The following is a 23523-nucleotide window of genomic DNA, read 5'->3' as shown; positions in this document are numbered from 1 at the left end:
CCAAGAAGTCGATGCCTGTCGGCGAATTCGAGGCGCGCCGCTGCTTCTCAAACCTGATTTCATGGAAGACCACAATGTTCACCAGACAATTGGCTGATGTAGAAAAAACTGACTTCTTCGTCGATTGGGGCAATGGCACCAGCCATCGGCTGCTGACACAGCAGGACGGCATGGGCTTCACCATATGTCACACGGTGGTGCGAGCCGGCAGCGAATCGCGGCTGCAGTATCGGCGGCACCTGGAGGCCTGCTACTGTATCGCCGGCAGCGGCGAAGTCGAGGACATGACCGGCACCGTCCATCGCGTCGAGCCGGGCACGGTCTACGTGCTCAATGCCCATGACGATCATTTCCTGCGGGCCGACGGCGCCGGCGACATGGTGCTGGTGAGTGTCTTCAATCCGCCGCTCAAAGGCACTGAGAGGCACACTCTCAATGGAGAGGGAGGCTCTGCTTACTGAGGCTTCGCTTCAAGGTTTTCTATTGTGGCGCGGCGCCCTCGACCGAAGGCGCGGCGCCGTCACATGCCCGTCGCAGACGAGGGAATCCTGACCTTGCGGAAGGCGCGGTGGCGCGAAACCGAGCGCTTCGGTTCATGCAAGGATTCATCTCATCAATTTATTTTGACGCTGGTTTCTTCGACACGAGGCCCATCATAAGGTTGAATCGTCAAAGACATTGCGTTGTGCCAATGATAGGGTCCGCGATAGTCCAGGGGTCGGGCGCGATAAAACGGGCAATCGGGCGGCGTGCTTCCAAACCGCGCGGAGCGATTGAAAAATCACGTTGCAATCCGGGCTCGAAACTTTACGACTAGGGGAAATACGAAAAGGAATGCGTCCTGAAAGGCGACATTCCAGGGGAGCCGCATAAATATGCAATATTTCGTCCAGCAGCTTATCAACGGGCTGACGCTGGGATCGATCTATGGGCTGATCGCGATCGGCTATACGATGGTCTACGGCATCATCGGCATGATCAATTTCGCCCATGGCGACATCTTCATGGTCGGCGCCTTCACGGCGCTCATCGTCTTCCTGATCCTTGGCGCGATGTTCTACTCGGTGCCGGTCGTGGTGGCGCTTCTGATCATGATGATCGTGGCGATGCTTCTCACCAGCCTCTACAACTGGACGATCGAGAAGGTTGCCTACCGTCCGCTGCGCGGGTCGTTCCGCCTGGCGCCGCTGATCACCGCCATCGGCATGTCGATCGCGCTGTCCAACTTCGTGCAGGTGACGCAAGGTCCGCGCAACAAGCCGATCCCGCCGCTGGTCAGCCAGGTCTATACGATCGACGGCATCAGCGTCTCGCTGAAGCAGATCCTCATCGTGATCGTCACCATCGTGCTGCTGGCGATCTTCTGGTACCTCGTCAACCGGACCGCGCTGGGGCGGGCGCAACGCGCCTGCGAGCAGGACCGCAAGATGGCGGCGCTGCTCGGCATCGACGTCGACCGCACCATCTCCATCACCTTCATCATGGGCGCGGCCCTTGCCGCCGTCGCCGGCACGCTGTTCCTGATGTATTATGGCGTCGTGGTGTTCTCAGACGGCTTCGTGCCGGGCGTGAAGGCCTTCACGGCGGCCGTGCTCGGCGGCATCGGCTCGCTGCCTGGCGCCGTGCTCGGAGGACTGCTGATCGGCTTCATCGAGAGCATGTGGTCGGCCTATTTCTCGATCGACTACAAGGACGTCGCCGCCTTCTCGATCCTGGCGATCGTGCTGATCTTCCTGCCCTCCGGCATCCTCGGCCGGCCTGAAGTCGAAAAGGTCTGATCCTCATGGCCGCTACCGTGTCTTCGGAGCGCGACGCCGTCGCTACTCCTATCCAACGTGCTTTCCGCGAGGCGCTTTACGCGGGCGCCATTTCGCTTGGCCTGTTCGTGCTGTTCATCGGTCTGAGGACCGACCAGAACATCAGCAACGAACTGATCCTGGTGCAGCGCTGGGGCCTGCTGGCCATCGTGGTCGCTGCCGTGACCGTCGGCCGTTTCCTCTATATGGCTTACGCCGTTCCGGCCATGGAGCGGTCGAGGGCCGAGAAGGCCGCGGCGCCCGCCGTCGTCGCCGAGCCCGGCTTCGTCAGGCAGAACTTCAACAAGATCGGCGCTACCTTGCTGATCCTCTACCCGATTGCCATGGTGCTGCTCTTCGGCTTCCAGGGCTCGTTGAAATGGGTCGACAATTTCGGCATCCAGATCCTCATCTATGTGATGCTGGCCTGGGGCCTGAACATCGTCATCGGGCTGGCCGGCCTGCTCGATCTCGGCTATGTCGCCTTTTATGCCGTCGGCGCCTACGCCTACGCGCTGCTCGGCACGCATTACGGGCTGTCTTTCTGGATTCTGCTGCCGGCGGCCGGCGCCATGGCCGCTTTTTGGGGCGTCATGCTCGGCTTCCCGGTGCTGAGGCTGCGCGGCGACTATCTGGCGATTGTTACGCTCGCCTTCGGTGAGATCATCCGCCTGGTCCTGATCAACTGGCGCGAAGTGACCAACGGTTCGGCCGGCATCTCCGGCATCCCGAAAGTGTCTTTCTTCGGCCTGATGTCGTTCAATGTCTCCGACCCGAACTACATCGCCAAGGTGCTGCACATCACCCAATCGGGCGCTTACTACAAGATCTTCCTCTATTACCTGATCCTGGCGCTCTGCTTCCTGACCGCCTTCGTTACCATCAGGCTTCGCCGGCTGCCTGTCGGCCGCGCCTGGGAAGCCCTGCGCGAGGACGAGATCGCCTGCCGCTCGCTCGGCATCAACACCACCACCACCAAGCTGACGGCCTTTGCCACCGGCGCCATGTTCGGCGGCTTCGCCGGCTCGTTCTTCGCTGCCCGGCAAGGTTTCGTCAGCCCCGAATCCTTCGTCTTCCTGGAATCGGCGATCATCCTCGCCATCGTCGTGCTCGGCGGCATGGGATCGCTGGGCGGCATCGCGGTGGCGGCGCTGGTGATGATCGGCGGCACGGAAATCCTGCGCGAACTCGACTTCCTCAAGGCGGTGTTCGGGCCGGATTTCACGCCCGAACTTTACCGCATGCTTCTGTTCGGCATGGCCATGGTCATCGTCATGCTGTGGAAGCCGCGCGGCTTCGTCGGCAGCCGCGAGCCCACGGCCTTCCTCAAGGAGCGAAGAGCGGTCTCAGCCTCCTTCACCAAGGAGGGCCACGGCTGATGAACGCGACTCCTTCCTCGAACGACTTCATCCTGCAGGTCGAGCATCTGTCGATGAAGTTCGGCGGCCTGGTCGCCATCGGCGACCTGACGTTCCAGGCCAGGCGCGGCGAGATCACCGCGCTGATCGGCCCGAACGGCGCAGGCAAGACCACGGTGTTCAACTGCATCACCGGCTTCTACAAGCCCACCGAGGGCATGATCACGCTCAACAAGCGTGACGGCTCGACCTATCTGCTCGAACGCCTGCCCAACCATGAGATCCCGGCGCGCGCCAATGTGGCGCGCACGTTCCAGAACATTCGCCTGTTCTCCGGCATGACGCTGCTCGAGAACCTTCTGGTCGCGCAGCACAACAAGCTGATGAAGGCTTCTGGCTACACCTTCCTCGGCCTGTTCGGCTTCCCAAGCTATCGCCAGGCCTCGGCCGAATCGATCGAGCTCGCCAGGCACTGGCTGGAGAAGGCCGACCTCGTCGACCGCGCCGACGATCCGGCCGGCGACCTGCCCTATGGCGCGCAGCGGCGCCTTGAGATCGCGCGCGCCATGTGCACGGGACCGGAGCTTCTGTGCCTGGACGAGCCGGCCGCCGGCCTCAATCCGAAGGAATCGGCCGCGCTCAACGAACTCCTGATGGACATCAAGAACAACACCGGCACGTCGATTCTGCTGATCGAGCACGACATGTCGGTGGTGATGCAGATCTCCGACCATGTCGTGGTGCTCGAATATGGCCGCAAAATCTCCGACGGCAATCCGGAATCGGTGCGCACCGATCCGCGCGTCATCGCCGCCTATCTCGGCGTCGACGACGAGGAAGTGCAGGAAGTGCTCACCGAAGTCGGCGACGAGGATGTCATCGAGCAGCTCGATACCGGCCCGGATGCGGCGCACGGGCCGGGAAATTCCGCTTCGATGATGGCCGGGCCGGTTTCCGACAGCGTCGAGCATGCCGACGAGGGCGAGCGAGTCACCGTATCGAAGGGCGCCTCGAAAGCGGCCCAGATCGACGCGCGCGCCACGTCAGTTGCCAGCAAACCCACTCCGGCCGCCAAGCCGGCCGCAAAGTCCAGCGCCGCGAAGGCGGAGCCGAAAAAGGCTGCCGCCAAGAGTCCAGCCGCGAAAGCGAGCGGCCCTTCGAAGGGCAAGGAAGCTGCGCCCAAACCCGCAGCGGGCAAGCGTGGAGGGCGTAAGTAATGGCCGGCACAACGCTGCTCGACATCAAGGGCGTCGAGACCTACTACGGCAACATCCGCGCGCTGAACGGCGTCAATGTGCAGGTCAACCAGGGTGAGATCGTGGCGCTTATCGGCGCCAACGGCGCCGGCAAGTCGACCTTGATGATGACCATCTTCGGCGCTCCGCGAGCCCGCGCCGGCACCATCACCTTTGCCGGCACCGACATCACCCAGCTGCCGACGCACGAGATCGCCCGACTGCGCATTGCCCAGTCGCCGGAAGGACGCCGCATCTTCCCGCGCATGACGGTGATGGAAAACCTGCAGATGGGCGCCAGCCTCGACAACCTCAAACATTATGACGAGGACGTCGAGAAGGTGTTCACGCTGTTCCCGCGACTGAAAGAGCGCATCGCCCAGCGCGGCGGCACGCTGTCGGGCGGCGAGCAGCAGATGCTGTCGATCGGGCGCGCGCTGATGGCGCGGCCGAAGCTTTTGCTGCTCGACGAGCCGTCGCTGGGCTTGGCGCCCTTGATCGTCAAGCAGATCTTCGACGCCATCCGCGAGCTCAACAAGACGCAGGGGCTGACCGTATTCCTGGTCGAGCAGAACGCCTTCGGCGCGCTCAAGCTCGCCACGCGCGGCTATGTCATGGTCAACGGCAATGTGACGATGAGCGGCACCGGCAAGGAACTGCTCGCCAATCCGGAAGTGCGCGCCGCCTATCTCGAAGGCGGACATCACTGAGATCGGGGGAGATCAATCATGGGTATTCTCTACGAAGAAGCCTCGATCTGGCAGTTCCTGTTCGTCACCTGCCTGCTCGGCGGCTGGGCGGCGTGGATGACCGGCAAGGCGGCGGCGCAGACCTGGAGCAGCCACTTGCAGCTGTTCTTCTACATGCTCGGCCTCGGCATCGGCGTCAGGTTCATCCATCACGCGCTGTTCGAGGGCACGATGTTCTCGCTGCATTACTATATCGTCGACACCATCGTGCTGATGATCTTGGGCTTCCTCGGCTATCAATACACGCGCACCAACCAAATGGTCACGCAGTATAACTGGCTCTATGAAAGAGCTTCCTTGTTAAGCTGGAAACCGAAGGGTTGACGTTCACCATTACGCCGTTTCGGGACATGAATCGGCGTGACAAGTGCCTGAAAATCGGCATTCTATGCTTTCTGCGATAAGGGTGGGCATCGCATGAAAGTATCATCCACGCCCACTCCGTAAATGGGAGCGTTTCAATGAAAAAATCACTTTTGTCCGCCGTGGCGCTGACCGCGTTCGTCGCGTTCAGCGGCAGCGCGTGGGCCGACATCCTGATCGGCGTCGCCGGTCCGATCACCGGTCCGAACGCCGCCTTCGGCGCGCAGTTGCAGAAGGGCGCGGAACAGGCGGTCGCCGACATCAACGCGGCGGGTGGCATCCTCGGCCAGCAGCTCAAGCTCGAGATCGGCGACGACGTCTCCGACCCCAAGCAGGGCATCTCGGTCGCCAACAAGTTCGTCGCTGACGGCGTCAAGTTCGTCGACGGCCACTTCAATTCGGGCGTCTCGATCCCGGCTTCGGAAGTCTATCAGGAGAACGGTATCCTTGAGATCACGCCCGCGGCGACCAATCCGAAGTTCACCGAGCGCGGCATGTGGAACACCTTCCGCACCTGCGGCCGTGACGACCAGCAGGGCAAGGTGGCCGGTGACTATATCGCCAAGAACTTCAAGGATGCCAAGATCGCCATCATCCACGACAAGACGCCTTATGGCCAGGGCCTTGCCGACGAGACCAAGAAGAACCTGAACGCCAACGGCATCAAGGAAGTGTTGTACGAAGGCGTGAATGTCGGCGATAAGGACTTCTCGGCCCTCATCGCCAAGATGAAGGAAAACGGCGTCACGCTCATCTACTGGGGCGGCCTGCACACCGAAGCCGGCCTGATCATCCGTCAGTCGGCCGACCAGGGCCTGAAGGCGCCGCTGTTCTCGGGCGACGGCATCGTCTCCAACGAACTGGCCTCGATCGCGGGTGATGCCGTTGCCGGCACACTCAACACCTTCGCTCCGGATCCGCGCAAGAATCCGGCCGCCAAGGAAGTGGTCGAGAAGTTCCGCGCCGCCGGCTTCGAGCCGGAAGCCTACACGCTCTACTCCTATGCCGCCGTGCAGATCATCGCCCAGGCCATTGCCAAGACCGGCTCGGCCGACGATGCGCAGAAGGTTGCCGAGACGATCCGGGCCAACACCTGGAAGACGGCCATCGGCGACATCGGCTACGACGCCAAGGGCGATATCACCCGTCCGGACTATGTCGTCTACGAGTGGAAGAAGGGCGACGACGGCAAGTACAGCTACTTCGAGAAATAAGCCGGCAAGTTCAAGCCGACTTTTCGGGGATGCCCGGCGTACGCGCCGGGCATTTTCGTTTTGCGGGTTTGCGGCACTGCCGAAAGCTCCGCGCCGCGCTCGGAATACCCGTCCACCTCCGATCGCCGATGTTCAGAGAACGGCAATGACGGTTTGGCGCAAACAAGCGAGTTAAATCGTTTTAGCTGTCGCGCAAATTTGTTTGCGCTGCAGCATTTTCACGCTAATCATTGCGCCGGTTCATCTCCCTTACGCTGCTGGAGCCCAGTCCTTGGCCATCACGAAGATCCTCGTCGCCAACCGGTCCGAAATCGCCATCCGCGTGTTCCGCGCGGCCAACGAGCTCGGTCTCAAAACCGTGGCGATCTGGGCGGAGGAGGACAAATATTCGCTGCACCGCTTCAAGGCCGACGAGAGCTATCAGGTCGGCCGCGGACCGCATCTCACCAAGGATATGGGCCCGATCGAGAGCTATCTGTCGATCGAGGAGGTGATCCGGGTCGCCAGGCTGTCGGGCGCCGACGCCATCCATCCCGGTTACGGCCTGCTCTCGGAAAGCCCCGAATTCGCCGAGGCGTGTGCCGCGGCCGGCATCACCTTCATTGGCCCGAAGCCGGAAACGATGCGCAGGCTGGGCAACAAGGTCGCCGCGCGCAATTTGGCGATCGAGGTCGGCGTGCCGGTGGTCCCGGCGACCGATCCACTGCCCGACGACATGGACGAGGTGAAGAAGCTCGCCGCGCAAATCGGCTATCCGGTGATGCTGAAGGCATCCTGGGGCGGCGGCGGCCGCGGCATGCGGGCCATCCGTTCCGAAGCCGACCTCGCGCGCGAGGTGATGGAAGGCAAGCGCGAAGCCAAGGCCGCCTTCGGCAAGGACGAGGTCTATCTCGAAAAGCTGATCGAGCGCGCCCGCCATGTCGAGGTGCAAGTGCTGGGCGACACCCACGGCAATGCGGTGCATCTGTTCGAACGCGACTGCTCGATCCAGCGCCGCAATCAGAAGGTCGTGGAACGCGCCCCGGCGCCCTATCTCAGCGAGGCGCTGCGCCAGGAGCTCTGCGGCTATGCGCTCAAGATCGCGCGTGAGACCAGCTATATCGGTGCCGGCACGGTCGAGTTCCTGCAGGATGCCGACACCGGCAAGTTCTACTTCATCGAGGTCAATCCGCGCATCCAGGTGGAGCACACCGTCACCGAGCAGGTGACCGGCATCGACATCGTCAAGGCGCAGATCCATATCCTCGACGGCTTCGCCATCGGCACCAAGCAATCGGGCGTGCCGGCGCAGAAAGACATCAGGCTCAACGGCCACGCGCTGCAGTGCCGCATCACCACGGAGGATCCGGAGCACAATTTCATCCCGGACTATGGCCGCATCACCGCCTATCGCGAGGCGGCCGGCTTCGGCATCCGGCTCGATGGCGGCACCGCCTATTCAGGCGCGGTCATCACCCGCTTCTACGATCCGCTCTTGGAAAAGGTGACGGCCTGGGCGCCGACGCCCGGCGAGGCGATCTCGCGCATGAACCGGGCGCTGCGCGAGTTCCGCATCCGTGGCGTCGCCACCAACCTCACCTTTCTCGAAGCGATCATCAATCACCCGCGCTTCGCCGACAATTCCTACACGACCAAGTTCATCGACACGACGCCGGAACTGTTCGAGCAGGTGAAGCGGCAGGACCGCGCCACCAAGCTGCTCACCTATCTGGCTGATGTCAGCGTCAACGGCCACCCCGAAACGCGTGGCCGGCCGATGCCGAAGGCGCAGGCGGCCGCCCCCGTGGTGCCCTATCTCAACGGCCATATCCCGGACGGCAGCAAGCAGAGGCTCGATGCGCTCGGTCCCGAGAAATTCGCGGCCTGGATGCGTGGAGAACGCCAGGTGCTGGTTACCGACACGACGATGCGCGACGGCCACCAGTCGCTGCTCGCCACGCGCATGCGCACCTATGACATCGTCGGCATCGCCGGCACCTATGCACGCGCGCTGCCGCAACTGTTGTCACTGGAATGCTGGGGCGGCGCCACCTTCGACGTCGCCATGCGCTTTCTCACCGAGGACCCTTGGGAGCGGCTGAGCAAGGTGCGCGAGGCGGCGCCCAATCTTCTGCTGCAAATGCTTTTGCGCGGCGCCAACGGCGTCGGCTACACCAATTATCCCGACAATGTCGTCCAGCATTTCGTCAAGCAGGCGGCGAGCGGCGGCGTCGACCTGTTCCGCGTCTTCGACTGCCTGAACTGGGTCGAGAACATGCGGGTCGCCATGGATGCCGTCGGCGCCGAGGGCAAGCTGGTCGAAGCGGCGATGTGCTACACCGGCGACATCCTCGATCCGGCGCGCGCCAAATACGACCTCAAATATTATGTCGGGCTGGCCAAGGAGCTGGAGGCCGCCGGCGCGCACATCATCGCCGTCAAGGACATGGCGGGCCTGTTGAAGCCGGCCGCGGCGCGCGCGCTGTTCAAGGCGCTGCGCGAGGCGACCGACCTGCCGATCCATTTCCACACGCATGATACGTCGGGCCTGTCGGCGGCGACGGTGCTGGCGGCGGTGGAGAGCGGCGTGGATGCCATCGACGCGGCGATGGATTCCTTTTCGGGCAACACCTCGCAGCCATGCCTCGGCTCGATCGTCGAGGCGCTGAAGGGCACCGAACGCGATCCCGGCCTCGACCCTCAATGGATCCGCCGCATCTCCTTCTATTGGGAAGCGGTGCGCAACCAGTACGCGGCCTTCGAGAGCGACCTGAAGGGACCCGCCTCGGAAGTCTATCTGCACGAAATGCCGGGCGGCCAGTTCACCAACCTCAAGGAACAGGCGCGCTCGCTCGGGCTGGAGACGCGCTGGCATGAGGTCGCGCAAGCCTATCACGACGTCAATCTGATGTTCGGCGACATCGTCAAGGTGACGCCGTCGTCCAAGGTAGTGGGCGACATGGCGCTGATGATGATCAGCCAGGACCTCACCGTCGCCGATGTCGAGAATCCGGCCAAGGACATCGCCTTCCCGGACTCCGTCGTGTCGATGCTGCGCGGCGATCTCGGCCAGTCGCCCGGCGGCTGGCCGGCGGCGCTGCAGAAGAAAGCGCTGAAGGGCGAGAAGCCGATCACCGTGCGGCCCGGCTCGCTCCTGAAGCCCGCTGACCTCAAGGCCAGCCGCAAGGATATCGAGGGCAAGCTCGACCGCAAGCTCTCGGAATACGAGTTCGCCTCCTGGCTGATGTATCCGAAAGTGTTCACCGACTTCGCCGCGGCGCAGGAGACCTACGGGCCGGTGAGCGTGCTGCCGACGCCGGCCTATTTCTACGGCATGAAGCCGGAAGACGAGATCTTCGTCGACATCGAGAAGGGCAAGACCCTGGTGGTTCGCTGCCAGGCGTTCGGCGAAGTCGACGACAAGGGCATGGTCACCGTCTTCTTCGAGCTCAACGGCCAGCCGCGCCGCGTCAAGGTGCCGGACAGGGCGCATGGCGCTTCCGCCGCCAAGGCGCGCCGCAAGGCCGAGCCCGGCAATGAGGGGCATGTCGGCGCGCCGATGCCCGGCGTCGTGTCGGCGCTTGCCGTGGCCGCCGGACAGGCGGTCAAGGCGGGCGACGTGCTCTTGTCGATCGAGGCGATGAAGATGGAGACCGCGCTGCATGCCGAGCGCGACGGCGAGATCGCCGAGGTGCTGGTCAAGGCCGGCGACCAGATCGATGCGAAGGATCTGCTGATCGCTTTCAAATGACGGTCGGAGCGCGATGCCTCACGGGCGGCTGACAGCAGCCGTCCACAGCCGCTCGACAAGTGTCTTGACCCGCCGCGCCCGCTCGGGCAGGGAACCCGCTCCAATTCGCCGTGGCGGGAATCGCCACGGCTTCAAGAAGACGCGGAGAAAAAAATGGCCGACGAAATCACCGAGACCAGCCAGACTGTAGCCGCCGGCCAGCTGCGCACCATCATCGAGCGTATCGAGCGGCTCGAGGAAGAGAAGAAGACCATCTCCGACGATATCAAGGACGTCTATGCCGAGGCCAAGGGCACCGGCTTCGACACCAAGGCGATCCGCACCATCGTGCGGCTGCGCAAGAAGGACCAGGCCGAGCGCCAGGAGGAGGAGTCCATTCTGGATCTCTACAAGGCCGCTCTCGGCATGGTGTAAGCCTCATGGCCGGAGGACGGCCATGAACGAATTCGACTTCGGCGGCCGCCGGGCCTCGGAGTTCCGCCATCGCGGCTTCTGGGCGCTGTTCGCCGAGCGGCACCCGGAGGAAAGGGCAAGGATGGCGCGACGCGGACCGTGGTTCTGGCAGCGCGGATTGCCGGATTTCGCCCTGGTGCTTTCGATGTATGTCGCGCCGGCGCAGAACCATGTCGGCGTCTTCTTCGGGCGCAACGAGAAGTTTGGGGCCACGCAATCCTGGTCGAGGCTGAAGCCGTTCCAGCCGGCGATCGAATCCAGGCTGAAGCTCAGGCCCGAGCAGAGCGTGCAAGACCTCGGCATCAATTCACTATGGCACGTGAACTGCTACGCCGAAGACAATTGGCCGGCCATGACCGACTGGCTGGTGACGGAATGCTCACGCTTCGAAGAAGCTGTGACCGACATTCTGGGGCAAAGATAGGTCGCCGGCGATGACGGGCTTTTTCTCCAAGCGCTGGAGGGGCGAAGCGCCGCTCGACCGGCTGTTCTGGCGCGACATGCTGCTGGTGGGCACGATCTTGAACGTCGCCTCTTCGGCGCTGGCGCTGATCCTGCTCGGGTTGAAGCTGCCGCTCTGGCTGGTGCTGGCGGTGCATTTCCTCCCCGTTCCCTACAACATCTTCCTGACGATCGCCGTCTGGCGAACGGCTGAGAAAACCGGTGGGCTCAAGGGACAGCTGACGATGCTGGGCTCGGCGCTCTGGCTGATCGCGACGGTCGTCGTTTGAGAATCTTCTCTATTGAGCAATTCCGAACGGAAAACCGCGTCACACTTTTCCTGGAATTGCTCCATGCAAAAAAGGGCGGCCGAAGCCGCCCTTTGCGAAGTCATTTCCGAGGCATCAAGCGGCCGGCTCGAAGCGCAGCGCCACGCCGTTGATGCAGTAGCGCAAGCCGGTCGGCGGCGGGCCGTCCTCGAAGACATGGCCGAGATGGCTGCCGCAGCGCGAGCAATGGCATTCGGTGCGGACCATGCCGTAGCTGCGGTCGACGGTGGTTTCGATCGAGCCCGGGACCGGATCGTTGAAGCTCGGCCAGCCGGTGCCGCTCTCGAATTTCAGCTTGGATTCGAACAGCGGCTGGTCGCAGCCGACGCAATAGAAGGTGCCGGCGCGCTTCTCGTAGAGCAGGGCACAGCTGCCGGGGCGCTCGGTGCCGTGATTGCGCATGACGGCATACTGCTCCGGCGTCAGCCGGGCGCGCCACTCGGCATCAGTGCGGGTGACGGGATAGGCGTGGGTGTCCATGGAATCTCCTCGGCCTTGGCGGCTCGTTGTTGCTTGCAATGGGTATTCGCCGAAACATAGGCGTTTGTTACAGGTGCTGCCAGCGAAAGCGTTCAGTGCTTGCGTGACAACTGCCTTGTCGCAGCTTCGAGACCGGCCAATGTCAGCGGGAACATGCGGCCGCCGAAGATCTCGCCGATCATGGCGATCGAATGCGTGTAGCGCCAGTTCTTCTCGGCTTCGGGATTGAGCCATATCGCGTTCGGCCATTGCTGCAACAGGCGCGCCAGCCACACATTGCCAGCCTCCGGATTCCAGTGCTCGACCGAGCCGCCGGGATGCATGATCTCGTAAGGGCTCATCGATGCGTCGCCGACGACGATCACCTTGTAGTCCGGTCCGTATTTGTGGATCAGGTCGAAGGTCGGGATGGTCTCGGCAAGGCGGCGGCGATTGTCCTTCCAGACGCGCTCGTAAAGGCAATTGTGAAAGTAGAAATATTCGAGCTGGCGGAACTCGGCGCGCGCGGCGGAAAACAGCTCCTCGACCCCGCGTATATGGTCATCCATCGAGCCACCGACATCGAAGAACATCAGGAGCTTCACGGCATTGCGCCGCTCTGGCCTGGTCTTGACGTCGAGATAGCCGTGCTCGGCGGTGGCGTGGATGGTGCCGGGCAGGTCGAACTCCTCCTCGGCACCCTCGCGCACCCACCGGCGCAGCCGCTTAAGCGCCACCTTGATGTTGCGGGTGCCGAGCTCGACGGTGTCGTCGAAATTCCTGAATTCGCGCTTGTCCCAGACCTTCACCGCGCGGCGATGCCGGCTTTCATGCTGGCCGATGCGAACCCCTTCGGGGTTGTAGCCATAGGCGCCGAAGGGCGAGGTGCCTCCGGTGCCGATCCATTTCGAGCCGCCCTGATGCCGGCCCTTCTGTTCCTCCAGCCGCTTCTTCAAGGTCTCCATCAGCTTGTCGAAGCCGCCCAAAGCCTCGACCAGCTTCCTTTCCTCCTCGGTCAGGTGCTTTTCGGCGAGCCTGCGCAGCCACTCCTCCGGGATGTTGGCGACCTCCACGGCATCCGGGCCGCCAAGCGTCTCGACGCCCTTGAAGACATGCGCGAAGACCTGGTCGAAACGGTCGATATGGCGCTCGTCCTTCACCAGGGACGAGCGCGCGAGGTAATAGAAGGCCTCGACGTCATAGTCGACCAGCCCGGCCTCCAGTCCTTCCAGCAGCGACAGATATTCCCTGAGCGAAACAGGGACCCGCGCGGCCTTCAGTTCGAGGAAGAAGGGGATGAACATCGCCGGACGCTATCGGTGCCCCTCGATCTTCTCGCGAGCGGCACTTGCAATGAAGGCCGAGCGCGTCAGGCCTCGGCGGCTGGCTTCGGCATCGATCGCCGCAAGCAGACCTGAGTCCAACGACAGATTGGCTCGGACTGGCCGACCGGAGTCGATCAGCAGCGGGATCATGACGGCAGACTCGCCTGCGGCGCTATCGATCTCACCCGATCTTAGCAGGTTCGCCACCGTTCGTGCTTCGGGCAGCGAGACGTGCTTTGCCAACCGGGTTTCAGCCCACTCGCGAACCGCCGCTGTTGCATCGGCGATCGCCTCCTCGGGGCTGGCGCCGCCGCCATGGCAGCCCGGGAGGTCAGGGATCCGAACCCCCCAGACATCGTCAACGCCATCCAGAATTCCGACATAGTGCGTCATGTGATCAGACCTCAAATCCATCCGGCGAGCTTGGCGATCGAGCGTGCAACGCCTGGAGACTGCTCGCGGTGCCGCGGCACGACAATCGTGACATCCGGTTTTCAGTATGCTCGTATTTATCGTGCTTGCCGCCACCGATGTTCGTCCAGCCGTCGCGTAACAGCCTCGCTATGATCTGAGCGGTTTCAACCGATGCCGCCTTATAGCAGGTCGTACTCGATAAAGCCTGTCCGCCTTGCTACGTGTTCGTAGAGCCGGCGCGCGGTGGCGTTGGTTTCGTGCGTCATCCAGTAGACGTTCTTCACGCCGATCTTGCCGGCCTCATCCTGCACCGCCTTGATCAGCGCCGCGCCCACGCCTTTGCCGCGCACCTCCGGGTCGGCGAACAGGTCCTGCAGATAGCAGTTATTTTGCCCGGACCAGCAGGAGCGGTGATAGAGATAGTGAGTGAGGCCGACGGCCTTGCCGTCGAGCGTGGCGATGAAACCCTTCGGCTCGAACTCGCCATCCGTGAAGAGCCGCTTCCAGGTGATCGCATAGACCTCTTCCGGCAGCTTCGTCTCGTAGAAGGTCAGATAGGCGGTCCACAGCCGGCGCCAGTCGGCGTGGTCGGACTGAGCGAGCGGGCGGATGGTGATCTCGGACATTTTTTCCTCCAATATTTTGGCCCGAAGCTGCGGCAGCGGCAGCTTGCCGGCAACGGTCCACGGAAGGGGAAAGCGCTATTGCTGCCGTCTCGCCATAAAGGCCAGGCGCTCGAACAGGTGCACGTCCTGCTCGTTCTTCAGCAGCGCGCCATGCAGTTTCGGCAGCATGTGCTTCGGATCGGCGCGCAAATCCTCGGGCGCTATGTCGTCGGCGACCAAAAGCCGGATCCAGTCGAGCGCTTCGGAGGTCGAAGGCTTCTTCTTCAGGCCCGGCACCTCACGGATTTCGTAGAACTGGGTGAGGGCCGCCCGCACCAGGTTCTGCTTGATGCCCGGATAATGCACCTCGACGATGCGGTGCAGCGTCTCGATGTCGGGGAAGCGGATATAATGGAAGAAGCAGCGGCGCAGGAAGGCGTCCGGCAGCTCCTTCTCATTGTTTGAGGTGATGATGACGATCGGCCGGAACGCGGCGCGGATCGTCTCGTCGGTCTCGTAGACGAAGAACTCCATCCGGTCGAGCTCCTGCAGGAGGTCGTTGGGGAACTCGATGTCGGCCTTGTCGATCTCGTCGATCAACAGCACGACCTTCTTTTGTGCCGCGAAGGCGTCCCACAGCTTACCGCGCTTGATGTAGTTGGCGATGTCGTTGAAGCGCTCGTCGCCGAGCTGGCTGTCCCGGAGCCGCGAGACGGCATCATATTCGTAAAGGCCCTGCTGCGCCTTGGTGGTCGACTTGACGTTCCACTCGATGAAATCGAGCCCAAGTGCGGCCGCCACCTGGCGGGCAAGCTCGGTCTTGCCGGTGCCGGGCTCGCCCTTGACCAGCAAGGGCCGCTCCAGCGCGATCGCCGCGTTGACCGCGACCATCAGATCCTTGTCGGCGACATAGGCCGCTGTGCCTTCGAAACGCATCTTTTCTCCTGGCCGTTTTGCGGCGACCGTAAGGACGCCGGACGGGCCGCGCAAGGGCGGTTGCCGAAGAGCGTCTGATCGGGATGGCCTGCAAGACGAATTACGCGCAAATGGTCGCTCGTTTCTCTGGCGCACGGCCTACCATCCGCCTATATTTGCTCTCGGCGGTCTGCGCTTCCCGGCAGGAGAAACTTATCCCCGGGGCCTTATCGATCCTTAGGGAGCTGTCCCTGGGAAGACCCGTGGGTTTTCTCACACGGCGCCCACCTACTTTGTAGGCACCCGGGATCGACCTCTCCACCGGTTGTGTGGATCGCCACTCTCCCGTTCCTGGGAGACATGCGCTAGAAAAACGTCGCTCCTAAGCCTCCATCCAAATCTGACCTTTTCTAACGTCTCGCGCATGTCACCTTCCAAAGACCTGAAAAAACAGCTTCGCAAGGAAGCGCTGGCGCGACGCGATGCGCTCGACGAGTTCTGGCGCGTGGAAATCGCGCTCGAAATGGCTGAGACCGCGAAGGAAAAGATAGACTTCGAGCCGGGCCGCGTCGTCTCCGGCTTCTGGCCGATGCGCTCGGAAGTGGATGTGCGGCCGCTGATGTTCGCGCTGCGCGAGAAGGGCGCCAGGCTCTGCCTGCCTGCGATCCTCGACAAGACTACGATCGTCTTCCGCGAGCTGGTGCGCGGCGCGCCGATGGTCGAGATGGGCTTCGGCACGGTCGGGCCGCATGACGAGGCGGAGGAGCTCGACCCGACGCTGATGCTGGTGCCGCTCGCCGCCTTCGACGCTCGTGGCCACCGCATAGGCTACGGCGCCGGTTATTATGATCGCGCCATAGCTAGGCTCGCCGACAAGGGCATCACCCCCAGGCTGATCGGCATCGCCTTCGACTGCCAGGAAGTCGAGCGGGTGCCGGAAGAGAACCATGACGTCGTCATTCCGGAAATACTGACCGAGAGCGGGTTGCGCCGGTTCACGCCCCAATTGTAGATAGTCCTTTGGGCTCATGGTCTTTTGCGGAAGTCATGCAGCTTTGGCAGGCTTCAGCTCGGGATCGCATGAGACTTCTCTTCCTCGGCGACATGGTTGGCAAAACAGGACGCACGGCAGTCTGGGAACAGCTGCCGGGGCTGATTTCCGACTTCAAGCTCGATTTCGTCATCGTCAACGGCGAGAACGCGGCCGGCGGTTTCGGCATCACCGAGGAGATCTTCCGCGAGACGCTCGCGGCGGGCGCGGATGTCGTCACCACCGGCAACCATGTCTGGGACCAGCGCGACGCGTTGATCTTCGCGCCGCGCGAGGAGCGCTTCCTGCGCCCTTCGAATTTTCCCAAGGGCACGCCGGGGCGCGGCTCGGGCGTCTACATCGCCCGCAATGGCGCGCGCGTGCTGGTCGCCAACATCATGGGGCGCGTCTTCATGCACCCGGAGCTCGACGATCCCTTCCAGGCCGGCGAGCGGGAGCTTGCCGCCTGTCCGCTCGGCGAGCAGGCGGATGCAGCGGTGATCGATTTCCACGCCGAGGCGACCTCTGAGAAAATGTGTTTCGCGCATTTCGTCGACGGCCGCGCCAGCCTGGTGGTCGGCACGCACACGCATCAGCCGACCGCCGACCATCAGATACTCAATGGCGGCACCGCCTATATTTCCGATGCCGGCATGTGCGGCGATTATGATTCCTCGCTCGGCATGGACAAGGAAGAGCCGCTCAACCGGTTCCTTTCCAAGGTGCCGAAGGGCCGTTTCGAGGCGGCGTCCGGACCCGCGACGCTCTGCGGCGTCGGCGTCAATATTTCAGACCGCACCGGCCTCGCCGAAAAAATCGCGCCGTTTCGTCGCGGGCCGCGGCTGGAAGAAACGGCGCCGTCCTTCTGGTCGTGACATTGATATAAGCGTGCAAAGTACCTAATTGCCGGCAACACTGCTCTAGATCGTAGAGGGGACGACCTCCATGCAGCTTGTCGAATTCCTGGCGCCGCACTTTCACTTTGTTTCCGATCCGACCGCGTGGGTCGCGCTTTTGACCCTGGTGGTGCTCGAGGTCGTGCTCGGCATCGACAATCTGATCTTCATCTCGATCCTGACCAACAAGCTGCCGGAGGCGCAGCGCGCCCGGGCCCGCCGGCTGGGCATCTCGGCGGCGCTGATCATGCGGCTCATCCTGCTCGCCACCATCTCGATCATCGTGCAATTGACGACGCCGGTGTTCACCGCCTTCGGCCACGGCTTTTCCTGGCGCGACCTGATCCTGATCGCCGGCGGCCTGTTCCTGGTCTGGAAAGCGACCAAGGAAATCCACCACACGGTCGACCCGCAGGACCATCAGGACACGATCGTCGGCGGCACGCTGCAGATGAGCCTCGCCGGGGCGATCTTTCAGATCTTGTTGCTCGACCTCGTCTTCTCGATCGATTCCATCATCACCGCCGTCGGTATGACCGACGAGATCGCCATCATGTATATCGCGGTGATCGTGGCGGTAAGCGTGATGATGCTGGCGGCGACGCCGCTCGCCAACTTCATCGCCAGGAACCCTTCTATCGTCATGCTGGCGCTGGGCTTCCTCTTGATGATCGGCATGACGCTGATCGCCGACGGCATGGGCTACCATGTGCCCAAGGGCTACATCTACGCCGCCATGGGCTTTTCGGCGCTGGTCGAAGGCCTCAACATGCTGGCAAGGCATCGCAAGAAGCAGCGGTCGGGCGGCGGGCACTGAGGCTGGCATAGCTTCGTCATTCTAGGGTCTGCGCGTCGCTTCGCTCCTTGCTCCGCCCTAGCATGACGAATTCATTTTATGCCCTTCGGGTGACGGTCGCCGATCAGGCCGAGCGTCAGGCCCTGTTCCAGCCAGGCTTTGGCGCCGGCGAGCACCAGCGAGAAGCCGCCGGTCGAATCCACCGCCTGTTTGACCTGCTCGTCGCCGGAACCGGCGAAGCCGAAATTGCGGACTTCGAGGAAGGTCGCCTCATCCGGCATGTTGGTGAAGGTCCAGACGACGGTGGTCGGCGGACCGCTCCAGCGCATGACGATTTTCTCGTTGGGGACGATCTCGCTCACCTCGACCTTGGTCGAGACGCCGTACATGCGCCACTCCCACTGAACCAGCTTGCCTTCGTCCAGCCGGCCGCTCGAATGCGTGAACCAGAATTTCGTGGTGACCGCCGGATCGACGATCGCCTCGAAGACCTCGGCGACGGGCCGACGGATCAGCATCGCGGCTTCAGCGGTGGGAGATTGCTTGAGTTCCATGCGGTTCTCCTTTCCCTGGCAGGCTTCACCAAGCATCTGGTTCCCGCACGAGGTGAATGATGTTGGCCGGGTTGGTGATCCAGCCGCCACGAAAACCTTCACCCAAAGGCTCTATCGTGTCGCAGCGCACGACACCGGCCCTGGCAAGATGGGAGGCCGCGGTCTTGAAGTCCGGCGTGAAAAGCTCCAGCCAAATTTCAGCCTGACTCATCATCGGAGCCTCGTCGATCCAGAGGCGATTGGGGCCGAGTTCGAAACCGATCGCCGGCGCCTTGGCCGTAAACGGCTTCAACCGCACAACATCGCGATAGAAGGCGATCGTTGCCTCGTATTGGTGCGAGGGCACCTTCATGGCGATGTTGATGCCGCCGGTGATCTCAGTGTCCATTGCTGATCCCCTGGATTGCGTTTGCTGTCGTTACGGCAGGTTGATCTGCCAGGAGACGCCGAAGCGGTCGTTGAGCCAGGCGAAGCGACGGCTGAAGCCGTAGTCGCCGGTCGGCATCAGGAAGCCACCGTCCCTGGAAAGAACGCCGACGATATGCTCAAGCTCCTCTTGCGAAGAACAGTCGACGAAGAAGGAGAAGGATGGCGTGAAGGTGAAGGCGTGGTGCACGGGGCTGTTGTAGATCCTGACCTCGACGCCGCCGATCAAAGCGCGCGCCAGCTTGAGCGTTCCTTCCGTCCCATCCTCGCCCGCGCTGTAGCGCGTGATGTCGAGAACCTGGCTACCCGGGATGGTGTCGCAATAGAGGGTCATGGCCTCCTCGGCCTTTCCCTCGAACATCAGGAATGGCGTTGCTTTCGTCATCGGGCGACCTCCTCCTGCCGGTTATCGAGACTTGAATGTCAGGCTCAGATGTTGGTCTCGTTGGCGGGCTCGCCTCGCAGCTCGCTGCGGTAGTAGCCGTCGCGCAGGTTGATGCCGTATTCGAGATAGGCCTTCATGCAGGCGAGCATCTGCGACCAGCCCCTCGCAGTTGAGGTATGATTTCTTCAGGCCGACCTCGCCTTCGCGCCAGCCTTGCTCGGCGATGGTGACGAACGTGCCGCCATCCTGCAGCGGCTCGAAATTCATCTCGATGCGGGTCTTGTAGGCGGGCTTGCCGTCGGCGTCTGTCGCGTCCCAGCGCAGCACGATGCGCTTGTCCTTCCTCACTTCGTCGACCTCGACCGGTACGGACTTCCACCAGGTCACGGTGGTGCCCGCGACAAGCGGAGCCGAGGCGCCGCCGATGGTGGTGAAATAACCGCTGAGCTTCGTCGGGTTGACGACGGCGTCGAAGACCTCGCCGACCGGCTTGCCGATGCGCCCGGAAATCCTGAATCCAAGGGACATATCCACAGCTCCTTCCTTGCTGCGCGAAACGATATGTTATAGAAACATAACATGTCAAGCCAAACCGTAGACGACCATGTTTTCAAGGCCTTGGCGCATCCGCGCCGGCGCGAATTGCTGGACCGCTTGAAGGATCAGCCGCAGACCACCGGCGCGCTTTGCGAGGCTTTCCCGGACATGGATCGCTGCACGGTGATGATGCACCTGAAAGTGCTGGAGGAGGCCGATCTGGTGGTGGCGAAGCGCGAGGGGCGCGAGCGCTGGAACCATCTCAACGCCTTGCCGATCAAGCAGATCCACGACCGCTGGATCAGCCAGTATGCCGGCCATGCGATCAGCATTCTCGACCGGCTGAAGTCCGATCTCGAGGAGTGAGAGGCCCAGCTTGACGCCGGAGTGACGGCGCGTCTGGACGAATTGAGCCGATTTATCTATAAGCCAGCCATTCCGACAAAGAGCGCCGCGTGCCTTCCCAGGCATGCTTGGGGCGTTCTAAAAAGATTGAATTCGAGCATTTTGCCGAAGACGCGGTGACGACACCTCGCTTCGAGATGCTCTAGCCGAACACGACAGGGGTGCCATGGCTGGCCATTCGCAGTTCAAGAACATCATGCACCGCAAGGGCCGTCAGGACGCGGTGCGGTCGAAAATGTTTTCCAAGCTGGCACGCGAAATCACCGTCGCGGCCAAGACCGGCACGCCGGACCCGGCGATGAACCCGCGCCTGCGCCTTGCGGTGCAGAACGCCAAGGCGGTGTCGATGCCGAAGGACAACATCCAGCGCGCCATCAACAAGGCGTCCGCGGGCGATGCCGAAAACTACGAGGCCGTGCGCTACGAAGGCTATGGTCCCGGCGGCGTGGCGCTGATCGTGGAAGTGCTGACCGACAACCGCAACCGCTCGGCCTCCAATGTGCGCGCCGCCTTCACCAAGGCCGGCGGAGCGCTCGGCGAAACCGGCTCGGTGTCGTTCATGTGGAACCGTGTCGGCGAAATCTATTACCCGGCCTCGGTCGGCAGCGCCGACAAGGTGATGGAAGCCGCGATCGAAGCCGGCGCCGACGATGTGGAATCGGACGAGGAAGGCCACACCATCTATTGCGCCTTCGAAAATCTCGGCGAGGTATCGAAGTCGCTGGAAGCGGCGCTCGGCGAGGCGGAATCGGTCAAGCCGATCTGGCAGCCGCAGAACAATGTCCCGGTTGACGAAGAACGGGCGCAGTCGCTGATGAAGCTGGTCGCCACCCTCGAGGACGATGACGACGTGCAGAGCGTCTACGCTAATTTCGAGGTCGACGACGAGACGATGGCCAAGCTCAGCGCGGCCTGACCGGCCACGCGATCCGCTATGAGCGAGAAGCCGCTGCCCGTCATCCGCATTACCTACTGCACGCAATGCCAATGGTTGCTGCGGGCCGGCTGGATGGCGCAGGAACTGCTCTCGACCTTCGGCACCGATCTCGGCGAGGTGGTACTGGTGCCGGGCACCGGCGGCATCTTCACCATTGCCTGCAACGATCAGCTCATCTGGGAGCGCAAGCGCGACGGCGGCTTTCCGGACGCGGCGAAGCTGAAGCAGCTGGTCCGCGACGTCATCGATCCGGAGCGGGATCTGGGGCATGCCGATCGCAAGGGACACAAGACGAAAGACCCGGCATGAAGCCGGGTCTTTTCGCGTTGAGTCAGAGGCTTTTCAAATCAGCGCCATGATGAAGCAGGCCATCGCTACGATGGCAGTGATGGTGCGGACGTGGTTCCACATCACCCATTGATTCAGATGGTTCGCCCACACGGCGGCGCCGTTGGCGCTCTCCGGATCGACGGCGGCCAAAGCATCGTTGAGCGGCACATTGAAGACCATGGTCACGACCGGATTGCCGACGAAATAGATCACGGCGCCGGCGAGCAGCCAGTATGAGCCGGACTGGCTCCAGCCGAAGAAGACGGCCGCAATCAACGCCAGGCAGATGAGGCCGGTGCCGAACAGCGCCGTCATGAAGGTCGGCGTGATCACCGTGACATTGATCGAATTCATCGCCGCGATGCCGCTTGGGACGGGCAGCCGGGCAAGCGCTGCCATGACGAAGTTGGAAAAGGCGAAGAACACGCCGCCGACGACGCCGGAGCCGATCGCGGCGAGGAAGGTGAGAGTGGGAAGAAGTTTCATCATCTTGGTGCTCCAGGTGCCGGTTTGCCGCAAAATATGATAAATCCTCATGTTTGCAAAACGTGATAAACCCTCGTATTTTGCGAGTCAAGCCCGGTTTCGGAAATCGCCTGGAGAGCGCCATGGATGGGAAAGCCACCACCAAGCCGGATCAGGCGGCCATCGCTTCGCCGCGCCGGTCGCCGAGCCAGCAGCGCAGCCGCGAGCGGGTCGAGCGCATGCTTGCCGCCGCCTCGGCCTTGATTGCCGAGCAGGGCAGCGATGCGGTGCGAATGGGCGAGGTGGCGGAAAGGGCAGGCGTTTCGATCGGCTCGCTCTACCAGTTCTTTCCGGACAAGCGGGCGATCGTCTGGGCGCTGGCCGAGCGTTACACGGCCGAAAGCCAGGCCTGCATTTCGGCGGCGCTGAAGGATGTCAGCGATGCCGAAGGCCTGAAGCAGGCATTTTCGGAGCTGGTCGATATCTATTACCGGCTGTTCCTGGCCGAGCCGGTGATGCGCGACATCTGGTCGGGCACGCAGGCGGATAAAGCGCTGCGCGAACTGGAATTGGCCGACAGCCGCGCCAATGCCGAATTTCTGGTCGCGGTGCTGAAGCGGCTCAGGCCGGATGCCGATCCGGTCGAACTGGAGACGACGGCATTCCTGGTCTGGCAGATGGGCGAGGCGGCCGTGCGGCTAGCGATCTCGGTCGATCGCGACGAGGGCGACAGGCTGGTCGCGACCTACAAGCGCATGGCGCTGAGGGAGCTGGTGGGCGCATAATGGCGCCCACCCTCCCCTCGTGGGGAGGGGTCACTGCGCAACAGCGGGGGGACAGCGCCAGTCCCCCACCCGGACCTTCGGTCCGACCTCCCCACAAGGGGAGATAGGGGCAGGCGCAGCCAAGAAAAAACCCGCCTCGAAGGCGGGTTTTTCAAATCTGCCGATGTATCCGGCTTAGAGGCCGAAACCTTCGAAACGCTTCTTGAACTTCGACAGGCGGCCGCCGCGGTCGAGCAGGGTCTGCTGGCCGCCGGTCCAGGCCGGGTGCGTGGTCGGGTCGATGTCGAGGTTCATCGTGTCGCCTTCCTTGCCCCAGGTCGAACGGGTCAGATACTCGGTGCCGTCGGTCATGACGACCTTGATGGTGTGGTAGTCGGGATGGATATCGGCCTTCATTGTCTTATTTCCTGGCTTGCCGGCGCTGGTGACGGGCCTATGGCCTGCGTCGATGCGCCCCTTTTTAAAACTCGAAGCCGCAGCTAATGAAAAGCCACGGCTTCTAAAACGGTCGGCGAGCCTATACATCAGCCGGAATTGAATCACAAGGCCGCGGCGGGCGCATATTGAAGCGCGGTCCAGCCAAACGGCCAG

Annotated in this window: 27 protein-coding genes, 1 other RNA gene and 2 pseudogenes; 19 read left to right on the top strand and 11 right to left on the bottom strand. The window is 62.6% G+C overall.

Translation table 11 applies throughout. The features are described 5' to 3' along the window. Positions 1-74 precede the first annotated feature (74 nt). The 11 genes and pseudogenes from P9273_RS27905 to P9273_RS27855 all read left to right on the top strand — a co-directional run bounded on the left by P9273_RS27905 (position 75) and on the right by P9273_RS27855 (position 11629). Positions 75-461: an ectoine synthase gene (locus P9273_RS27905; RefSeq protein ID WP_278051710.1), complete on the top strand. Its 387-nt coding sequence runs from the start codon at positions 75-77 to the stop codon at positions 459-461. A gap of 414 nt (positions 462-875) precedes the next feature. Further along, entirely contained in the window at positions 876-1778 is a 903-nt protein-coding gene (locus P9273_RS27900) for a branched-chain amino acid ABC transporter permease (RefSeq protein WP_041004611.1), read from the top strand. Between the two features lie 5 nt (positions 1779-1783). Next, positions 1784-3175 (top strand): high-affinity branched-chain amino acid ABC transporter permease LivM, encoded by a 1392-nt coding sequence (livM, locus tag P9273_RS27895; RefSeq protein ID WP_278051651.1) that lies wholly within the window; start codon positions 1784-1786, stop codon positions 3173-3175. Beyond that, positions 3175-4338: pseudogene (locus P9273_RS27890) on the top strand (ABC transporter ATP-binding protein); the annotation flags it as partial. The gene livM and the pseudogene P9273_RS27890, both read left to right, overlap by 1 nt. Positions 4339-4370: 32 nt before the next feature. Continuing rightward, positions 4371-5099: an ABC transporter ATP-binding protein gene (locus P9273_RS27885; protein ID WP_201412215.1), complete on the top strand. Its 729-nt coding sequence runs from the start codon at positions 4371-4373 to the stop codon at positions 5097-5099. A 15-nt stretch (positions 5100-5114) separates the two neighbouring features. Continuing rightward, the gene (locus P9273_RS27880; RefSeq protein WP_041004617.1) at positions 5115-5462 is read left to right on the top strand and encodes a DUF6867 family protein; all 348 of its coding nucleotides are present in this window, start codon (positions 5115-5117) and stop codon (positions 5460-5462) included. Between the two features lie 137 nt (positions 5463-5599). After that, the gene (locus tag P9273_RS27875) at positions 5600-6715 is read left to right on the top strand and encodes a branched-chain amino acid ABC transporter substrate-binding protein (RefSeq protein ID WP_041004619.1); all 1116 of its coding nucleotides are present in this window, start codon (positions 5600-5602) and stop codon (positions 6713-6715) included. A gap of 271 nt (positions 6716-6986) precedes the next feature. Beyond that, the gene (pyc, locus tag P9273_RS27870; RefSeq protein WP_278051650.1) at positions 6987-10445 is read left to right on the top strand and encodes a pyruvate carboxylase; all 3459 of its coding nucleotides are present in this window, start codon (positions 6987-6989) and stop codon (positions 10443-10445) included. A 153-nt stretch (positions 10446-10598) separates the two neighbouring features. After that, positions 10599-10859, top strand: a complete 261-nt coding sequence (locus tag P9273_RS27865; RefSeq protein ID WP_040991643.1) for a DUF2312 domain-containing protein — start codon at positions 10599-10601, stop codon at positions 10857-10859. A 22-nt stretch (positions 10860-10881) separates the two neighbouring features. Further along, entirely contained in the window at positions 10882-11322 is a 441-nt protein-coding gene (locus P9273_RS27860; protein ID WP_041004623.1) for a hypothetical protein, read from the top strand. Between the two features lie 10 nt (positions 11323-11332). Next, entirely contained in the window at positions 11333-11629 is a 297-nt protein-coding gene (locus P9273_RS27855; RefSeq protein WP_041004625.1) for a hypothetical protein, read from the top strand. 114 nt (positions 11630-11743) lie between these two features. Here P9273_RS27855 and msrB read toward each other — a convergent pair whose 3' ends face one another. The 5 genes from msrB to P9273_RS27830 all read right to left on the bottom strand — a co-directional run bounded on the left by msrB (position 11744) and on the right by P9273_RS27830 (position 15407). After that, positions 11744-12148, bottom strand: a complete 405-nt coding sequence (gene msrB / locus P9273_RS27850; protein ID WP_041004627.1) for a peptide-methionine (R)-S-oxide reductase MsrB — start codon at positions 12146-12148, stop codon at positions 11744-11746. Between the two features lie 92 nt (positions 12149-12240). Next, a complete protein-coding gene (locus P9273_RS27845) occupies positions 12241-13431 on the bottom strand; it encodes a vWA domain-containing protein (RefSeq protein ID WP_278051649.1) in 1191 nt (396 codons plus the stop codon). Between the two features lie 9 nt (positions 13432-13440). Further along, positions 13441-13845, bottom strand: coding sequence for a type II toxin-antitoxin system HicB family antitoxin (locus tag P9273_RS27840; protein WP_278051648.1), 405 nt, complete (start codon positions 13843-13845; stop codon positions 13441-13443). 200 nt (positions 13846-14045) lie between these two features. After that, a complete protein-coding gene (locus P9273_RS27835; RefSeq protein WP_278051647.1) occupies positions 14046-14492 on the bottom strand; it encodes a GNAT family N-acetyltransferase in 447 nt (148 codons plus the stop codon). Positions 14493-14567: 75 nt separating this feature from the next. Continuing rightward, positions 14568-15407 (bottom strand): AAA family ATPase, encoded by an 840-nt coding sequence (locus tag P9273_RS27830; protein ID WP_278051646.1) that lies wholly within the window; start codon positions 15405-15407, stop codon positions 14568-14570. A gap of 163 nt (positions 15408-15570) precedes the next feature. Between P9273_RS27830 and ssrS the strand changes: the two genes are divergently transcribed. The 4 genes from ssrS (at position 15571) to P9273_RS27810 (ending at position 18129) form a co-directional block, all read left to right on the top strand. Continuing rightward, positions 15571-15726: non-coding RNA, 6S RNA (ssrS, locus tag P9273_RS27825), on the top strand. 84 nt (positions 15727-15810) lie between these two features. Beyond that, positions 15811-16398, top strand: coding sequence for a 5-formyltetrahydrofolate cyclo-ligase (locus tag P9273_RS27820; RefSeq protein WP_278051644.1), 588 nt, complete (start codon positions 15811-15813; stop codon positions 16396-16398). A 68-nt stretch (positions 16399-16466) separates the two neighbouring features. Further along, positions 16467-17291 carry a TIGR00282 family metallophosphoesterase gene (locus P9273_RS27815; RefSeq protein ID WP_278051643.1) on the top strand — a complete coding sequence of 275 codons (825 nt, stop codon included), beginning with the start codon at positions 16467-16469 and terminating at the stop codon, positions 17289-17291. A gap of 70 nt (positions 17292-17361) precedes the next feature. Then, positions 17362-18129, top strand: a complete 768-nt coding sequence (locus tag P9273_RS27810; protein WP_041004638.1) for a TerC family protein — start codon at positions 17362-17364, stop codon at positions 18127-18129. Between the two features lie 71 nt (positions 18130-18200). On the opposite strand, the gene P9273_RS27805 is transcribed toward P9273_RS27810, so the two are convergent. The 4 genes and pseudogenes from P9273_RS27805 to P9273_RS27790 all read right to left on the bottom strand — a co-directional run bounded on the left by P9273_RS27805 (position 18201) and on the right by P9273_RS27790 (position 20001). Beyond that, positions 18201-18662, bottom strand: a complete 462-nt coding sequence (locus P9273_RS27805; protein ID WP_278051642.1) for an SRPBCC family protein — start codon at positions 18660-18662, stop codon at positions 18201-18203. A 25-nt stretch (positions 18663-18687) separates the two neighbouring features. Then, a complete protein-coding gene (locus tag P9273_RS27800; RefSeq protein ID WP_278051640.1) occupies positions 18688-19050 on the bottom strand; it encodes a hypothetical protein in 363 nt (120 codons plus the stop codon). 30 nt (positions 19051-19080) lie between these two features. Further along, positions 19081-19473 (bottom strand): VOC family protein, encoded by a 393-nt coding sequence (locus tag P9273_RS27795; RefSeq protein WP_278051639.1) that lies wholly within the window; start codon positions 19471-19473, stop codon positions 19081-19083. Positions 19474-19517: 44 nt separating this feature from the next. Further along, a pseudogene (locus P9273_RS27790) lies at positions 19518-20001 on the bottom strand (SRPBCC domain-containing protein). Between the two features lie 51 nt (positions 20002-20052). Between P9273_RS27790 and P9273_RS27785 the strand changes: the two are divergent. The 3 genes from P9273_RS27785 (at position 20053) to P9273_RS27775 (ending at position 21661) form a co-directional block, all read left to right on the top strand. Continuing rightward, positions 20053-20376 (top strand): ArsR/SmtB family transcription factor, encoded by a 324-nt coding sequence (locus P9273_RS27785; protein WP_278051638.1) that lies wholly within the window; start codon positions 20053-20055, stop codon positions 20374-20376. A 205-nt stretch (positions 20377-20581) separates the two neighbouring features. Further along, positions 20582-21331 (top strand): YebC/PmpR family DNA-binding transcriptional regulator, encoded by a 750-nt coding sequence (locus tag P9273_RS27780; RefSeq protein WP_041004649.1) that lies wholly within the window; start codon positions 20582-20584, stop codon positions 21329-21331. Between the two features lie 18 nt (positions 21332-21349). After that, positions 21350-21661, top strand: a complete 312-nt coding sequence (locus P9273_RS27775; RefSeq protein ID WP_278051637.1) for a SelT/SelW/SelH family protein — start codon at positions 21350-21352, stop codon at positions 21659-21661. 33 nt (positions 21662-21694) lie between these two features. Here the strand turns inward: P9273_RS27775 and P9273_RS27770 are convergent, their stop codons facing one another. After that, positions 21695-22171: an anthrone oxygenase family protein gene (locus P9273_RS27770; protein ID WP_278051634.1), complete on the bottom strand. Its 477-nt coding sequence runs from the start codon at positions 22169-22171 to the stop codon at positions 21695-21697. A 119-nt stretch (positions 22172-22290) separates the two neighbouring features. Between P9273_RS27770 and P9273_RS27765 the strand changes: the two genes are divergently transcribed. Then, a complete protein-coding gene (locus P9273_RS27765; RefSeq protein WP_278051632.1) occupies positions 22291-22932 on the top strand; it encodes a TetR/AcrR family transcriptional regulator in 642 nt (213 codons plus the stop codon). A 174-nt stretch (positions 22933-23106) separates the two neighbouring features. Here P9273_RS27765 and rpmE read toward each other — a convergent pair whose 3' ends face one another. Next, positions 23107-23328: a 50S ribosomal protein L31 gene (gene rpmE / locus P9273_RS27760; RefSeq protein ID WP_040974396.1), complete on the bottom strand. Its 222-nt coding sequence runs from the start codon at positions 23326-23328 to the stop codon at positions 23107-23109. Between the last annotated feature and the right edge of the window lie 195 nt (positions 23329-23523).

The sequence above is a fragment of the Mesorhizobium sp. WSM4935 genome (genome assembly GCF_029625735.1).
In the GTDB taxonomy this organism is placed as follows: Bacteria; Pseudomonadota; Alphaproteobacteria; order Rhizobiales; family Rhizobiaceae; genus Mesorhizobium.
The sequence above is the reverse complement of the archived record's forward strand: the minus strand, read 5'-3'. Positions and strand labels throughout refer to the sequence as shown.

What these genes read in the sequence shown, in the direction of transcription:
- P9273_RS27905 (WP_278051710.1), top strand. Translation starts at nt 75, where the DNA reads ATGTTCACCAGACAATTGGCTGATGTAGAAAAAACTGACTTCTTCGTC.
- P9273_RS27900 (WP_041004611.1), top strand. Translation starts at nt 876, where the DNA reads ATGCAATATTTCGTCCAGCAGCTTATCAACGGGCTGACGCTGGGATCG.
- livM (WP_278051651.1), top strand. Translation starts at nt 1,784, where the DNA reads ATGGCCGCTACCGTGTCTTCGGAGCGCGACGCCGTCGCTACTCCTATC.
- P9273_RS27885 (WP_201412215.1), top strand. Translation starts at nt 4,371, where the DNA reads ATGGCCGGCACAACGCTGCTCGACATCAAGGGCGTCGAGACCTACTAC.
- P9273_RS27875 (WP_041004619.1), top strand. Translation starts at nt 5,600, where the DNA reads ATGAAAAAATCACTTTTGTCCGCCGTGGCGCTGACCGCGTTCGTCGCG.
- P9273_RS27865 (WP_040991643.1), top strand. Translation starts at nt 10,599, where the DNA reads ATGGCCGACGAAATCACCGAGACCAGCCAGACTGTAGCCGCCGGCCAG.
- P9273_RS27860 (WP_041004623.1), top strand. Translation starts at nt 10,882, where the DNA reads ATGAACGAATTCGACTTCGGCGGCCGCCGGGCCTCGGAGTTCCGCCAT.
- P9273_RS27855 (WP_041004625.1), top strand. Translation starts at nt 11,333, where the DNA reads ATGACGGGCTTTTTCTCCAAGCGCTGGAGGGGCGAAGCGCCGCTCGAC.
- msrB (WP_041004627.1), bottom strand. Translation starts at nt 12,148, where the DNA reads ATGGACACCCACGCCTATCCCGTCACCCGCACTGATGCCGAGTGGCGC.
- P9273_RS27845 (WP_278051649.1), bottom strand. Translation starts at nt 13,431, where the DNA reads ATGTTCATCCCCTTCTTCCTCGAACTGAAGGCCGCGCGGGTCCCTGTT.
- P9273_RS27840 (WP_278051648.1), bottom strand. Translation starts at nt 13,845, where the DNA reads ATGACGCACTATGTCGGAATTCTGGATGGCGTTGACGATGTCTGGGGG.
- P9273_RS27835 (WP_278051647.1), bottom strand. Translation starts at nt 14,492, where the DNA reads ATGTCCGAGATCACCATCCGCCCGCTCGCTCAGTCCGACCACGCCGAC.
- P9273_RS27830 (WP_278051646.1), bottom strand. Translation starts at nt 15,407, where the DNA reads ATGCGTTTCGAAGGCACAGCGGCCTATGTCGCCGACAAGGATCTGATG.
- P9273_RS27820 (WP_278051644.1), top strand. Translation starts at nt 15,811, where the DNA reads ATGTCACCTTCCAAAGACCTGAAAAAACAGCTTCGCAAGGAAGCGCTG.
- P9273_RS27815 (WP_278051643.1), top strand. Translation starts at nt 16,467, where the DNA reads ATGAGACTTCTCTTCCTCGGCGACATGGTTGGCAAAACAGGACGCACG.
- P9273_RS27810 (WP_041004638.1), top strand. Translation starts at nt 17,362, where the DNA reads ATGCAGCTTGTCGAATTCCTGGCGCCGCACTTTCACTTTGTTTCCGAT.
- P9273_RS27805 (WP_278051642.1), bottom strand. Translation starts at nt 18,662, where the DNA reads ATGGAACTCAAGCAATCTCCCACCGCTGAAGCCGCGATGCTGATCCGT.
- P9273_RS27800 (WP_278051640.1), bottom strand. Translation starts at nt 19,050, where the DNA reads ATGGACACTGAGATCACCGGCGGCATCAACATCGCCATGAAGGTGCCC.
- P9273_RS27795 (WP_278051639.1), bottom strand. Translation starts at nt 19,473, where the DNA reads ATGACGAAAGCAACGCCATTCCTGATGTTCGAGGGAAAGGCCGAGGAG.
- P9273_RS27785 (WP_278051638.1), top strand. Translation starts at nt 20,053, where the DNA reads ATGTCAAGCCAAACCGTAGACGACCATGTTTTCAAGGCCTTGGCGCAT.
- P9273_RS27780 (WP_041004649.1), top strand. Translation starts at nt 20,582, where the DNA reads ATGGCTGGCCATTCGCAGTTCAAGAACATCATGCACCGCAAGGGCCGT.
- P9273_RS27775 (WP_278051637.1), top strand. Translation starts at nt 21,350, where the DNA reads ATGAGCGAGAAGCCGCTGCCCGTCATCCGCATTACCTACTGCACGCAA.
- P9273_RS27770 (WP_278051634.1), bottom strand. Translation starts at nt 22,171, where the DNA reads ATGATGAAACTTCTTCCCACTCTCACCTTCCTCGCCGCGATCGGCTCC.
- P9273_RS27765 (WP_278051632.1), top strand. Translation starts at nt 22,291, where the DNA reads ATGGATGGGAAAGCCACCACCAAGCCGGATCAGGCGGCCATCGCTTCG.
- rpmE (WP_040974396.1), bottom strand. Translation starts at nt 23,328, where the DNA reads ATGAAGGCCGATATCCATCCCGACTACCACACCATCAAGGTCGTCATG.